The organism is Methanofervidicoccus abyssi, from assembly GCF_004310395.1.
GTDB lineage: Archaea > AGJL01 > Methanococci > Methanococcales > Methanococcaceae > Methanofervidicoccus > Methanofervidicoccus abyssi.
On record NZ_BFAX01000002.1, the window covers coordinates 90,904 to 104,365 of the forward strand.

The following is a 13,462-nucleotide window of genomic DNA, read 5'->3' on the forward strand; positions in this document are numbered from 1 at the left end:
GTAGAGATAGTAAAAGGTAATATCATGATGTGGAAGGGACATACAATTCTTGGACTGGCTATGGGATTACCTTTTATATCCTCTCCAGAACAGGTATTTCTCTTAGTTGCAGGTGCCCTTTATCCAGATTTAGATCATGACGTAAAGACGGAGATTGTAAATAGAGGAATATACCTTTCAGGAAGTTTAGTACTAATTAATATATTACTCTATCTTTTTAAACCTTCCTACTTCAATATAGGTTTCTTTATAGTATCTACTGCAGTACTAATACTTTACCTAATACCGTACTTTGCCAACCATAGGGGTATAACCCACACCTTCCTATGTATGTTTGTAGTCTCTACTATCTTGGGATTTTTAACCTATAAACTTTCAGTATTCTCTCCAACAATTGCAGGAATAATCGCCCTGAGTATAGTGAGTAGTGAGAAGATCTTAGGTAAGGTAATTCCAATATGTATCTTCGTGTGGATTGTGATCTATCTAATCTTTTCAGGTGTGGAATATCCTCTAATAGATTTTCCCGGGGTGTACCACTATATAGTGCCTGTAGGTATAGGTTACTTCTCCCATATTTTAGGGGACTCTTTAACACCTGCTGGATGCAACGCCCTGTATCCTCTAAATTATAAACTTTACAGAAGAGAAGGGATAATACTTATGGGAGTATGGATCTTTCTGTTACTGCTGGTTATTTATAACTTTGTAAGTAGAGTATATTAAGGGAGACAGTATCTATTTCCATAAAAATTTCAAAAATTACAAGTTAAAAAATTATCTAACTTCCATCAGAAATCTTATAAAATATTAAAGTAATATTAAAGTAATTAAAGTAACTAATTTAAAAAATGATTGGAGTAAAAATAGTAAATAAAATCTCAGTTTCATTAAAGTAATGGTAAAAAAATTCATATATTATTACTTTCCTGAAATTACCCTTATCTGAAAAATATGAAATTTCTTACTGATTAATATAATATCTTTAAACAGAAAATTGGAGAAGATTCACCTCTGCTTCCATTAGTGTCCAGGATATATGGCTGTATTCGAGACTAAAGGAGATTTATTTTTAAATTATTTTTAATATTTAATATTCTTTATTCTTATATAGTAATTACTATGTATATCAGGATTTTTAATGAAAGAAGATTAAAAAGGGGATTAAACAAAGATACGTTTGATTAAGGACTAAGAGTAAAATATATTTAAAATTTTAATTATATTATTTTGTTTATTGCAATTATTTTTCAATTATTTTATCTATCAAAAACTCCATATAAGTAAAAAAGACTGTATAACATAGATTTTTTGCCTGGTGAGTAAATGAAGAAGTACAAGATATGCGTTATAGAGGGAGATGGAGTAGGTAAGGAAGTAATACCTGAAACTGTTAGAGTGCTTAAGAACCTTGGAGATTTCCAATTTATAAAGGAATATGCAGGATACGAATGTTTTAAGAAATACGGTGATGCTATACCCAGTAAGACAGTAGAAACTGCAAAGGAGTGTGATGCTATACTCTTTGGGGCAGTAACTACTCCGAAACCTCATGAGTTAGAGGGTAAGGTATACAGGAGCCCTATTCTTACCTTAAGGAGGGAGTTAGATCTCTATGCAAATATTCGGCCTATATCCAACTTTAGGGATATTGATTTTGTAATAATAAGGGAGAATACCGAGGGGCTCTATGTAGGTAGGGAGTACTACAACCCATGCACTGAAGAAGCTGTTGCAGAGAGGGTTATATCCAAGAAGGGGTGCTACAGGGTAGTGAAATTTGCATTTGAGTATGCACTGAAACATCATAGGAAAAAGGTAACATGCGTCCATAAGGCTAATGTCCTGAGGGTAACAGACGGGCTGTTTTTAAAGATATTTTACCAGGTAAGTGAAGAATATAAAGAGTATAACATAGAAGTTAATGATTATCTGGTAGATACTACAGCCATGTATATTGTAAAAAATCCTAAGATCTTTGACGTTATAGTTACTACTAACCTATTTGGTGATATACTCTCCGATGAAGCGTCAGGATTGATAGGGGGTCTTGGCTTAGCACCTTCTGCAAATATTGGAGATAGATATGGACTATTTGAACCTGTACATGGCTCTGCACCAGATATAGCAGGGAAAGGCATAGCGAATCCCTTAGCGACAATACTAAGTGGAGCCATGATGCTCTACTATCTTGGGATGAAAAAGGAGAGTAAGATCTTGAGGATGGCAGTTAAATCTGTAGTTGAGAAGGGATATACAACACCTGATTTAGGAGGTAATTTAAAAACCAGGGAGGTTACAGATAAGGTTATAGAGGAGGTAAAGAAGTACTCCGAGGTGCTACTGTGAGAGTTAAATACAGAATGAGAATACCTGGGGATGAGGTAGTATATAGGAGTTTAAAGGTAGATGATGTTGATGAAGGACTTGTAATAGAGACATCCTATCAGAAAAAATATAATATGTTGGAACTCTACGTAGAGACCGACTCAATAGGCTCCCTGAAGAACGTATTAAACGATTACTTTAAAAACTACGAGATGTCCCTTAAGATCTTAAAGTTAGTTAGAGAAAGATACAAGGGGGATAGCCAGTGAATTTGAAGGATATTAGTAGATATTTCACTGAAAACTTCGATATAAGATATATAATAAGAGGAATTATCGATGGATCTCTTTCTTCTCTTGGGGTTATAATAGGAGCCAGTGGAGGTGATATCTCCCTTATAATTACAGCAGGTATAGGTGGAGGAGTGGCAAATGGTATCTCCAATATCTTAGGGGCGTTGACTGCGGAGAGGGCTATAGTGGAGAGCGTTAGGATATCCCAGGAGAAGGTACTTCTAAAGGAGGATGGTTATTTAAAATCTTCCCTAGCCTATAGAGAGGCACTGAACAGGACAACTATAAGTGGCATATGGGACGGCCTATCTACCACTTTCGGTTCCATAATACCTATAACTCCCTTTTTCATCTTTCCAAAAGAAGTTGCCCTTATCTTTGCAGTTGGAATAACTACGGCTATTCTCTTTGTCTTGGGTGTCTTTATAGGAAAAATATCCAAGGAAAACCTTGTATACTCAGGGTTTAAAATGGCTGTAGCTGGTTTGTTAGTTGCCCTGATAAGTTTTGTAATTGAACATATGCTATAGTGGAAGTATGAGAAGTAGGGAGTTATTTAAGAGACTTAAGAGGATGGCTAAGGATTTCAGTATCCAGGATCTTATGAATGTAAGGGTATTCTTAGAAGAGGATATGAAGTATCTACCAGAAGGTTATAAGGAACAATATCTTAGAAATCAGATTATGTACTTTATAAATACGTTGAAAGAAATAAAGGAGAAGAAGGAAAGTAATATCAAAGATTATCCCATAAATGAGGGAAAATTAAGGACTCTCCTTGGGAGGATAGAGGGTTTTAAAAGAGGGGTTAAGGGAGAAGATTCATTTATTAAACTCTCCAAGATCGTAGTACCATATTTGGTATTTATAGACAAAAAACCACTACATCCAGTGGGAACAAAGTTTCCAGGGGGGTTGTATATAGTTAAGAGAGAGGATAAATACTACTGCCCGATTAAAAACAGGCAGAATAATGAATATTCTTTATGTGAGTTCTGTGTATGTGAGGGATTATGAACAAAATTTATTTCTTAATTTTTATCCTTATCTGTAAAAATAATAGGTATAAAAATTATTTATAAAGGTAATAAAAAATAAGAGAATTAAAAACTAAAATTACAAAATATGGAGATTTAATTATATTTTAAATTTTCTATTGCTATTAGCTAGGTTTAGGAAGTTATACATAACTATTAAAATAAAATTTTTACTATGGGTGATAACGTGGAAAGTCTCGCAGATAAAGGTCCAGGTACCTACACTGTTGTAAAAATAACCAGGCCCTGTAGTAAGTTCTACCACCTGGGAATAGTGCCAGGCTCAAAAATAACTGTGATCTCAAATGACAGAGGTCCAATTATAGCAAGGGTTGGGAACTGTAAGATAGCCTTAGGGCGAGGTTTGGCAAGATTTATAATTGTGGAGTAAAAGATACAATGGGATTATTATGGACAAAAGAGATATCTATGTAGTCGTGCCTGCGTACAACGAGGAGAAGGTAATTAGGGATACCTTAAGGAAGTTGAAGAATGAAGGATACCATAATATCATTGTAGTTGATGACGGTAGTAAAGATAACACATACAATATAGCTAAGGAAGAAGAAGTTATTCTCTGTAGGCATATTATTAACAGGGGTCTAGGAGGAGCCTTAGGTACAGGTATAAGATGTGCTTTGGAGTATAACCCAAAGGTAATAGTAACCTTCGATGCAGATGGACAACACGATCCCAAAGATATAGAGAAGGTGGTGAAACCTATACTTTACGAAGGTTACGATATGGTAGTAGGTAGTAGGCTGATGGATAAGGAGGAGTTAAAAAACATGCCCATGGTAAAGAGGATAGGAAACATATTACTAAATTTTATAACATACTTCCTTGGAGGTTATCTCGTTACAGACAGTCAAAGTGGTTTGAGGGCGTTCTCCAAGAGGGCTGCAGAGGTAATATTATCTAACTTAAAGAGTAATAGATACGAGATTTCTTCGGAGTTTATAATAATAGCCAAAAGGGAGAAGTTGAAATTTAAGGAAGTGCCTATAAAGACGATATATACAGAGTACTCCATATCAAGGGGTACAAATGTAGTTACAGGTATCAAGATATTTATTAAGTTGATAATCCAGAGGTTGATATAAAAGTGATATCATGCACTACTTCTCTGAAAAACCAACATCTGCCCATAAGGAGAGATTAATTGAAGCTATCTTAAGGGGTAGAAAGTTTATATTTAAAACAGACAGTGGTGTATTTTCACCTAAAAAAGTAGATAAGGGCACTAAGATACTTGTAGAAACTTTGGAGTTAGATAAGAAGGATAAATTGTTAGATGTTGGTTGTGGATATGGAGTTATAGGTATAAGTGTATGTGATGAGGTAGATACTGTAGTTATGACGGATATAAACAGGAGAGCTGTGAAACTTGCAAAGGAGAATATAAAAATAAATAACTTAGAAGATAGGAACATAGAGGTACTCCACAGCGATTTATATGAGAAGGTGAAGGATAGAAGATTTACAAAGATCGTATCAAATCCCCCAATAAAGGCGGGAAAGGAAGTTGTTCATAGAATAGTTAGAGAAGGTAAAGAATTATTGGAGAAGGGAGGTAGTATATGGCTTGTAGTCCAGAGAAAGCATGGGGCAAAATCCCTTGCAAAGTATATGGAAGATACATTTGACAACGTTAGAACTGTTACTGTGAAGGGGGGGTACAGAGTACTTACTTCTAGGAGGGAGGATTAAAATAAAAAATAAAACCATTTAACTATGTTTCTATCTCGAGGATGTTTTCTGAACAGTGATAGATGAAAAAAAAATTCTGTATGTCATGGTATAAAGAGTAATCTTCCAGTGGGGTAGTTAGAAGATATTATAAGAATCCTTTTTTCAATCTTCAGAAGTAGAGGAGAGGTATATATTGAAGTGAATAGAGGTTTTTTTTATTTTAAAAAACATTTTATTTTATTTATCTTTATATAATTATTATTATCTTATTGATGGTAACTGGTTTTTCATTGTTTTATCGAGATTCTCCATATACTTATATTATTATGATTAGAAACTAAATTTATATTAAGATTGAAAAATACTGAATAAAACTATTTAGTGAGACTATGGATAGAATGGAAGATTCAAAGTTACTGATAAAAAAAGCTATATCTACCATACACACTCTAAATACCGGGGGTAGAAGTGTCCCAGTAGTAGAATCTTTAGTATCCTACAAAGATGCAAAATCAGGTAAAATAAATGTAAAGGAATTCAAAAATGCAATGTACTCCCTTATAGAAGCTGACGACTTCCTCTACAGGAAAGCTCCTCACCATAAACTGGATGAAAGTGAGGCTAAGGAGTTCTGTAAGTTGATATTCAAGTGTAAAAGACACTTAGATAAGGTACTTGAAGAGTTTGGTTTTAAATTCCAGGAAGAGGTTAAGTTAAGGGGAGATGTATTGTACATTGTTAGTAGCAAGAAACTACTGAGAAGTTTAAAAAGTAAGATGCCAGAGATAAACGTAGTGTCTACAGATGGTGTCTTACATCCAGAGGATATTAAAGTGATAAGACCTGATATAAATGAAAAGGCTCTTAAGGGAATTTCTAAAAAATGTGAGATTGTAAAAAATCAGATAAATAAATTGATAGATACGTTGAAACCTCGTGAGGTAGTAGTTATAGTGGATGAAAACAACAAAGGAGATCAGTTGGTGTATCTAAGGGCCAAGGAGTTGTATGGTGCCAAGAAAATAAATATAGAAGATCTCGATCTGTAGGGGTAATTATGCTCTATGTAGTAGGAATTGGCCCAGGTGGGGAAAGATACTTTACAAGAGAGGCTGAGGAAGTGTTGAAGAGTGTAGATCTTATAGTATGTTACAGGGGGTATAGGAAGTATATAGAAAGATTCAAGAAGGAAGTCTATACAACTGGGATGAAAAAGGAGATAGAGCGTGTAAGATATGCCCTGAAGGAGGCGGAAAGAAGGGATGTTGCACTGGTATCCAGTGGGGATGCTACCATATACGGGATGGCTTCTTTGGTTTATGAGTTAGCAGTGAAGGATGGCTGTAGGGTACCTATAAAGGTAGTAAGTGGTATTACTGCCGCCAGTATATCTTCTGGGCTCTTAGGAGCCCCTCTAAATCACGACTTTGCAGTTGTTAGTCTAAGTGATCTACTTACACCTATAGAGGTGATACTAAAAAGGGTAAGGTGTGCCTTAGAGGGAGATTTTGTTTTAGTGTTGTACAATCCTCTAAGTAGATCTAGGAAAGAGCCTTTCTTAAGGACTATAGATATTATAAAAGAGTATAGAGAAAAGAGAGGTTTGGATTATATAGTAGGGATCGTTAAAAATGCTGGAAGAGAAGGTGAAGAGTGTAGAATTACAACCATAAGGGATATATGCGACAACTTAGGAGAGTATATGAAATTCATAGATATGAATACCACTTTGATAGTAGGAAATTCCAACACTAAAATAATCTGTAATAAGATGGTTACACCTAGGGGATATTTAGATAAATATAAAATATAATCTAAAAAATTACTCCACTACTGTACATTTAATATTCTAACAGTATTACAAGACATACGACTGAAATTTATAAGAGCTTTGAATAGGAAGACGTTGTGTTTAAGGTTGTAATAGTTGGTAAGAAGTAGAATATAGTTAATATTTGTCCAAAAAATTAAAAAAGGATGAATATGATGGAAATATACTTCGCCACTGGAAATTCCAACAAGGTAAAAGAAGCAGAGATCATCTTAAAAGACTTGAAAGGTATAAAGATAAAGGCAATAAATCTCCCTTACCCTGAAATCCAAGGTACCTTAGAAGAGGTTTCAGAATTTGGTGTAAAGTATCTCTACAGTAAGATAAAGAAACCTGTATTTGTAGAAGACAGTGGATTTTTTATAGAGGTGTTAAAGGGCTTTCCAGGTACCTATTCAAGGTACGTCCAGGAAACCATAGGAAATGAAGGTATATTGAAACTCATGGAGGGTTTTAAAGGGGAGGAGAGGAGGGCTTACTTTAAGAGTGTAGTAGGTTACTGTGACGAAGACGGCATAAAGTTGTTTAAAGGTATTGTAAGAGGAAATGTATCCCATGAAATAAGGGATAAAGGGCATGGTTTTGCATACGACAGTATATTTATTCCAGAAGGGGAGAACAGGACCTTTGCGGAGATGACAAGAGAGGAAAAAAGTAGAATATCCCATAGGAGAAAAGCTCTAGAAAAATTTAAAGAATACATAGAGAAAAAGTTACCTTAGTCTCATTATAGAGATAGATACCTTCCTTTTAACTTCTGAAGATTGGAGGAGATAGAGATTCCACTTCTCTATATTATCTATAGAATAATCCTATATCATACAGTAAAAATTTTTTCACAGTATTCTAATGTCCAGAAAAACATCTGAGATATGACATAGTTATATTATTTATCCTAGCACTCATTTTTAATTTTTTATCTTTTTTATTTTTTTATAATAATTTATTGAATAATTAAATTACAAGTTATAAATTATATCCAGTCGTTAATAGAAGTTCTATAAACTTTTATATTTTTTATAAAACAGGAATAAAATTACACTACATAATTTCTCAAGATTCCTATTCCCTCGATTTCACACTCTACAACATCCCCCCTCTTCAACCTACCAACCCCTGGTGGAGTCCCAGTGGAAATGATATCATGAGGATAAAGAGTCATAACTTCTGATATAAACTCTATCAACTCTTCTACACTAAATATCATATTCTTGGTGTTAGATTTTTGTCTAATCTCTTTGTTAACCCTCAACTGGATATCCAAGTTCCCTGGGTCTATATCTTTTACTATCTTTGGACCTATAGGACAGAAGGTGTCGAAGGATTTGGCCCTTGTCCACTGGCCGTCTCTCTTTTGAATATCCCGGGCGGTAACGTCGTTTAGTATAGTGTATCCCATAATGTAGTCGAGAGCATCCTCTTTTTTCACATCCTTGCATTTCTTGCCTATCACAATAGCCAATTCCACTTCGTGATCCACCCTTTTAGACTGCTTAGGTAATACAATCTTCTCTTCATGGTAGATGATAGAAGATGTAGGTTTTAGAAATATAACAGGCTCTTCTGGTATTTCCATGTTAAGTTCCTCTGCATGATCCCTATAGTTTAAACCTACACAGACAACCTTCGTTGGATTTATATTTAACATGTTTTCCCTTTATAGAATACTTATAGATATATTTAAAGAGTATTCTGTAGGTATATACTTCTTTATAATGTTATCTATATTCCTCTTTATTGATTCTGGGTTTATGATTATATTCATTAAATTCAAACCAAAGAGTTTTTTTGTCTCTACTGTTACGTATCCTCTTATCCAATAAATTCCATCCTCCCAACTTATCTCCAGTGATACATTAACTTTTTTAACTCTCTTCATATTACTACATATTTTAACAATCTCCTCTTCTATTCTCCTTTTTAGACTGAACAATTCATCAAAAGAAGGAGCATAATATTCTTTCAATATATTTTCAACCCACTCTTCATCCGGGTCTTTTAATCCTAATTTTTTCAGTAATTCCTCCCTGGAATATGTGAGATCTTCTTCTGACAGTATTTCTTCTACGGTGGCACTTTCTATATCGATATCGATATCATTAATATCAAAGATGCTCTCTTCCATATCCTCTTCAGCGGCAGTGTCGTCATTATTTCTATCTATGGTTTTTTCTTCATGAAGTATCCTCATACCTGGATAACTGTTTAATAGAGATTTTACATAATCTTCCCTATATTCATAGATATGAACGGTAGATATGTACTTCTCTAGTAACTTTTTTATTTTCCTGTATGCTATACTTCCATATAAGATACCATAGTTATCTTCATAGGCAGCCATTAAAGGTTCCCTACCCTTATATACCAAATATCCATTTCTATAGATATTCAGAACAGAAATATTAATATGTACGAGATAGTATTTATCTTCTTTTAAATAACTTTCAAAATTCCTTACTTTGTTTTTATCTACACTTTGGATATATTTGATATGGGAAGTGTTAAGATAGATATCGTTACAGCACCCTATCAGTATATTTCTATTTTTATTAAGAAATTTATCAATCTCTTTAGTATCACCTTTTATCCTTATAGAACTCCTACTTATAAATAACTGTCCCATAATTCTCTCATCTTCTAAAATATAGAGAAGTACTTTCTTATTAATATCTTGAAGTATCTCATAAGCTATCTCAGTATCTCCATAGATGTTCCACAATTCTCCATCTGTGTATATGTTACTTACAATCTCTCCATCCTTAACAGTAAATATATGGACTTCATCAACATCATTCTTATTCATGAAGACAAAATAAATACATCCTTTATCCAACTCTTTTAAAACATCTTTTAAATTAATATCAGCGATATTACTTACAATTTTTGTCATATTAACACCAAATTTAAAGGGAAAGACTGTTCTATTCAATATATTATTATTTCATATTTAGGTAATTAATATTTATATATTTTGAACTTTTTCAATCCTATCAAAAAACAGTAAAATTAGTTAAAAAAGTTATGAAATAAAAAAATAAAGAAAAAGAAAAGATTTTAAAATAAAAAACCTTATTACTTCGAATATAAATTTTTGAAAGTATTGGGTATTACCGATTCCTTTGGGTATTCTTTATACAATGGTAGAATTTTCTTATCCTATCCCAGTATAGTTAATGGTTTTATTTTTTTTACTAAATATTTTTTATTTATTATAAGGTTGGAATTTTTTTTAATAATATCTCTTTTTAATCACTAAGTTTGGTAAGTGCTGGGAGATATTAAAATAAAATTAAATAAAAATGAGATTATATAACTTCACACTCCTTTAATATCTCTTCAGCTCTCTCCTTAGAGATACCTTTCCTCAATATTGTATACCTTTTCCTAATAGCATGGGCTATTGTCAGTGCCTCGATGAGAATCTCCTCTTCAAAACCTAATTTCTTCCCTGTAGTAGGTGCTCCAACTCTTTTCAAGGATAATCTGATATTTTCCATATCTTCATAGCTGAGATTATCTTCTTTATAGTGCAGATAGGAAGAGATAATAGTACCCACTCCACACTGCTCCCCATGGAGACTATCTACATCTAACTCGTACTTTTTCTTTAAGTAATCTAAGGCATGGGAAAAGAGATGTTCACTTCCAGAGGCAGGCCTGGTAGAACCTGCTATAGATATAGTGATTCCACTACCTATAAGAGCCTTTACAAGCTTTTCAGGGTAGTGGGATAGATGGATATCTCTTAATACGTAATCCATCAACTCCTCTGCAATGGTTTTTGAGAAGATAGCAGAACTCTCACTGTAACCTTCTCCTATCTCTCTATGGGCGAGTTTCCAATCCAACACAGCTGTTATGTTAGATACCATATCCCCAAAACCTGCACTTAGTAGTCTCTTAGGAGATTTTCTTATGATATTTAAATCCACTACTACAGCTATTGGGGGATCTACCAAAATAGAAGGCTGTCTTAGAGATACGACAGGTGATGCTATACCGTCGTTTGATGCCGTGGTAGGCATGGATATAAATGGGATTCCTGTTTGATATGCGATATATTTACCTATATCTATAGATCTCCCACCCCCTACCCCTATCACAGAGTCGTATCCTTTTGTAATATTTTTAATATCACTATCTTCGAGATTTATATCACTGTAGTATATATATTCAAAATCTGGAGCATATTTTTTGGTACTTTTACCCACTACAACTAAGGGATTTTTCAGGTTAAGTTTTGAAAGAATTTCATATATGGCATTTCTATCCTCATCTACCACTATATATCTCGGTATTGTAATCATTTTTTCCACATCGTCGTTATTTTAAAGATATTAAAGTTGGATTTATACGGTTATCTTCAATTTCAACTTTCATTATACTCTTCTCAAATACTCTTGGCACTGTAGGACTCCCTGGATTTAGTAGGAGGATCTTTTTATTTAACTTCTCAATATAGATTTCTTTAATAAGTGGTATATGGGTATGTCCTGAAATCAGTGCGTCTAAATTTTTTTCTAGGGAGTAATATTTCATCATTAATACATTTCCCCTTGGGTATATAATATCTCCATGTATAATTCCAATATTAAAACCTTCAATATTCAACACTATTTCCCTTGGAAGGTCTAGATAATCCATATTACCTCTTACAGCGACAGTTTTACTGATGTCTCTTAAATCTTCTAATACACACTCCGATGTTATATCACCACAATGTATGATTAGATCTACATCTGAAAAATGTTGAAATATCTTTTTAGGAACCTTATCTGCCCTGTCGTATACGTGAGTATCCGAGATAACCCCTAAGATCAATTTCATCACCTATATTTATTATTTTATGTTATAATCATTTTTTAAAGTTATTATTAAAATTTAAAATATTATTAAAATTATTAAAAAAAATTATTAAAAATAAAACGAAAACTATTCATTTAAATGTATAAATTTTTTCTTTATTAATAAATACATAAATTTTTATTAAAACAATAAAAAAAGGTGTGGCTTCCTTGGGGTGGACATGGATCTCTTCTACCCATTGCCCCCAAGTCCTACTCCATTCCGCTCCCCTGTGAGCGTCGACGTCCTACCTACCGCTGCTCCCTTCCGGGCCTGACGGGGTTCGGTAGGTAAAGGAGGTTACCTACTTCCTCCGAAGTAGGCCCCTCCACCGTCTTACCCCACAGGACGAAATATCATTATAGGACTTGGGGATGGATAGAAAAGATCCATGCCGCCCCCAAGTTTTCGGCCCCCGCATAAGGCGATTTCGGGTTACAGGGGACGCCTAACCCCCCGGCCTAGCCACAGATAGTTATTAATATAAGGTAGTATATATATTTTACTCTTTTATATAGAAAAAGATGGGATACTGGTAGAGATGAGAGAAAAAAAGGAGTGTAATTTATTACTCTTTTTTAAAACACAGGTATATTTTCTTTCAAAAACTTAGGCACTGCTAAGAATACACCTCTATGGACATCTTCATCGTAGTACTTAGTCTCTATATTTTTAAGTCTCTCTCTGATCTTCTCAGGAGATACTTCTAAAGGATCATATTTTTTCGAAGCTAGGGTGAAGCTCCAGAACCCACTTGGATATGTTGGTATGGCATACACCATAAGTTTTACGATGTTAAACCCTGCATCTTCCAGGTATCTTTTAATATTGAGAATGAGGTCTCTGTTGAATATAGGACTCTCTGTTTGCTGTACCATCACTCCATCTTCCTCTAAACACTTGTATACATTCTTGTAGAAATCCTTCTCAAAAAGACCCTTTGCAGGCCCTACAGGATCTGGACAATCTACGATGATAACGTCATACTTCTCCTTACATTGAGCAACGTACTCTATCCCGTCTGTGAATATGGTAGTTACCTTTTCGTTGTCTATCTGGCAACTAAGAGTAGGTAGATACTTCTTACATACCTCTACAACCATTTCGTCCAACTCTACAAAATCCACCCTCTCCACAGTGTCATGTTTAAGTACCTCCCTTATGGTACCTCCATCCCCCCCTCCGATAACTAGTATCTTCTTAGGATCTGGATGGGTAAACATGGCAGGGTGAGTTATAAGTTCATGGTATATAAACTCGTCCTTCTCTGTAGTTTGAAAGGTGTTATCCAGTACAAGCGCTCTACCGAATGTAACGGTATCTAAGATTTGTATCTCCTGATACTTAGATCTTCCTGTAAATAGAACGTCCTTTACCTTAACGGATATCTTGAGATCTTTTGTCTGATATTCTGAAAACCACAATTCACAGGGCAA

General features: G+C 34.2%; 16 protein-coding genes and 1 other RNA gene. 11 read left to right on the top strand and 6 right to left on the bottom strand.

Annotation, left to right across the window (positions count from 1 at the left end; translation table 11 throughout):
* Positions 1-24: 24 nt before the first annotated feature.
* From MHHB_RS01855 to MHHB_RS01905, 11 genes are all read left to right on the top strand, one after another.
* Positions 25-726, top strand: a complete 702-nt coding sequence (locus MHHB_RS01855; RefSeq protein WP_131006925.1) for a metal-dependent hydrolase — start codon at positions 25-27, stop codon at positions 724-726.
* Positions 727-1,326: 600 nt separating this feature from the next.
* Positions 1,327-2,349 carry a homoisocitrate dehydrogenase gene (gene aksF / locus MHHB_RS01860; protein ID WP_131006926.1) on the top strand — a complete coding sequence of 341 codons (1,023 nt, stop codon included), beginning with the start codon at positions 1,327-1,329 and terminating at the stop codon, positions 2,347-2,349.
* A complete protein-coding gene (locus tag MHHB_RS01865) occupies positions 2,346-2,597 on the top strand; it encodes a KEOPS complex subunit Pcc1 (protein ID WP_229701899.1) in 252 nt (83 codons plus the stop codon). Before aksF ends, MHHB_RS01865 begins: the two co-directional genes overlap by 4 nt.
* Positions 2,594-3,151: a TIGR00267 family protein gene (locus MHHB_RS01870; protein ID WP_131006927.1), complete on the top strand. Its 558-nt coding sequence runs from the start codon at positions 2,594-2,596 to the stop codon at positions 3,149-3,151. Before MHHB_RS01865 ends, MHHB_RS01870 begins: the two co-directional genes overlap by 4 nt.
* 7 nt (positions 3,152-3,158) lie before the next feature.
* Positions 3,159-3,638 carry a DUF2115 domain-containing protein gene (locus tag MHHB_RS01875; protein ID WP_131006928.1) on the top strand — a complete coding sequence of 160 codons (480 nt, stop codon included), beginning with the start codon at positions 3,159-3,161 and terminating at the stop codon, positions 3,636-3,638.
* Positions 3,639-3,845: 207 nt separating this feature from the next.
* Positions 3,846-4,049, top strand: coding sequence for a FeoA family protein (locus MHHB_RS01880; protein WP_131006929.1), 204 nt, complete (start codon positions 3,846-3,848; stop codon positions 4,047-4,049).
* Between the two features lie 19 nt (positions 4,050-4,068).
* Complete coding sequence (locus MHHB_RS01885) at positions 4,069-4,761, top strand: glycosyltransferase family 2 protein (RefSeq protein ID WP_131006930.1); 693 nt, start codon at positions 4,069-4,071, stop codon at positions 4,759-4,761.
* A gap of 10 nt (positions 4,762-4,771) precedes the next feature.
* The gene (locus MHHB_RS01890) at positions 4,772-5,368 is read left to right on the top strand and encodes a class I SAM-dependent methyltransferase (protein ID WP_131006931.1); all 597 of its coding nucleotides are present in this window, start codon (positions 4,772-4,774) and stop codon (positions 5,366-5,368) included.
* A gap of 371 nt (positions 5,369-5,739) precedes the next feature.
* Positions 5,740-6,399, top strand: coding sequence for a DUF2100 domain-containing protein (locus MHHB_RS01895; RefSeq protein WP_131006932.1), 660 nt, complete (start codon positions 5,740-5,742; stop codon positions 6,397-6,399).
* Positions 6,400-6,407: 8 nt separating this feature from the next.
* Positions 6,408-7,163: a precorrin-3B C(17)-methyltransferase gene (gene cobJ, locus MHHB_RS01900; protein WP_131006933.1), complete on the top strand. Its 756-nt coding sequence runs from the start codon at positions 6,408-6,410 to the stop codon at positions 7,161-7,163.
* A gap of 173 nt (positions 7,164-7,336) precedes the next feature.
* Complete coding sequence (locus MHHB_RS01905) at positions 7,337-7,903, top strand: XTP/dITP diphosphatase (protein WP_131006934.1); 567 nt, start codon at positions 7,337-7,339, stop codon at positions 7,901-7,903.
* Positions 7,904-8,217: 314 nt separating this feature from the next.
* Here the strand turns inward: MHHB_RS01905 and MHHB_RS01910 are convergent, their stop codons facing one another.
* The 6 genes from MHHB_RS01910 to speE form a co-directional block, all read right to left on the bottom strand.
* Positions 8,218-8,829 (bottom strand): fumarylacetoacetate hydrolase family protein, encoded by a 612-nt coding sequence (locus tag MHHB_RS01910; RefSeq protein ID WP_131006935.1) that lies wholly within the window; start codon positions 8,827-8,829, stop codon positions 8,218-8,220.
* Between the two features lie 9 nt (positions 8,830-8,838).
* Entirely contained in the window at positions 8,839-10,071 is a 1,233-nt protein-coding gene (locus MHHB_RS01915; protein ID WP_131006936.1) for a DUF2226 domain-containing protein, read from the bottom strand.
* Positions 10,072-10,486: 415 nt separating this feature from the next.
* On the bottom strand, positions 10,487-11,488 hold the full coding sequence (locus MHHB_RS01920; protein WP_131006937.1) for a sn-glycerol-1-phosphate dehydrogenase: 1,002 nt from the start codon (positions 11,486-11,488) through the stop codon (positions 10,487-10,489).
* Positions 11,489-11,504: 16 nt separating this feature from the next.
* Complete coding sequence (locus tag MHHB_RS01925; RefSeq protein WP_131006938.1) at positions 11,505-12,002, bottom strand: YfcE family phosphodiesterase; 498 nt, start codon at positions 12,000-12,002, stop codon at positions 11,505-11,507.
* A 182-nt stretch (positions 12,003-12,184) separates the two neighbouring features.
* An RNA gene (ffs, locus tag MHHB_RS01930) (signal recognition particle sRNA) lies at positions 12,185-12,498 on the bottom strand.
* 106 nt (positions 12,499-12,604) lie between these two features.
* Positions 12,605-13,462, bottom strand: a complete 858-nt coding sequence (gene speE, locus MHHB_RS01935; protein WP_131006939.1) for a spermidine synthase — start codon at positions 13,460-13,462, stop codon at positions 12,605-12,607.

Coding starts and splice junctions, on each gene's coding strand:
- MHHB_RS01875 (WP_131006928.1), top strand. CDS start 3,159: ATGAGAAGTAGGGAGTTATTTAAGAGACTTAAGAGGATGGCTAAGGAT.
- cobJ (WP_131006933.1), top strand. CDS start 6,408: ATGCTCTATGTAGTAGGAATTGGCCCAGGTGGGGAAAGATACTTTACA.
- aksF (WP_131006926.1), top strand. CDS start 1,327: ATGAAGAAGTACAAGATATGCGTTATAGAGGGAGATGGAGTAGGTAAG.
- MHHB_RS01920 (WP_131006937.1), bottom strand. CDS start 11,488: ATGATTACAATACCGAGATATATAGTGGTAGATGAGGATAGAAATGCC.
- MHHB_RS01895 (WP_131006932.1), top strand. CDS start 5,740: ATGGATAGAATGGAAGATTCAAAGTTACTGATAAAAAAAGCTATATCT.
- MHHB_RS01915 (WP_131006936.1), bottom strand. CDS start 10,071: ATGACAAAAATTGTAAGTAATATCGCTGATATTAATTTAAAAGATGTT.
- MHHB_RS01890 (WP_131006931.1), top strand. CDS start 4,772: ATGCACTACTTCTCTGAAAAACCAACATCTGCCCATAAGGAGAGATTA.
- MHHB_RS01885 (WP_131006930.1), top strand. CDS start 4,069: ATGGACAAAAGAGATATCTATGTAGTCGTGCCTGCGTACAACGAGGAG.
- MHHB_RS01905 (WP_131006934.1), top strand. CDS start 7,337: ATGGAAATATACTTCGCCACTGGAAATTCCAACAAGGTAAAAGAAGCA.
- MHHB_RS01910 (WP_131006935.1), bottom strand. CDS start 8,829: ATGTTAAATATAAATCCAACGAAGGTTGTCTGTGTAGGTTTAAACTAT.
- MHHB_RS01855 (WP_131006925.1), top strand. CDS start 25: ATGATGTGGAAGGGACATACAATTCTTGGACTGGCTATGGGATTACCT.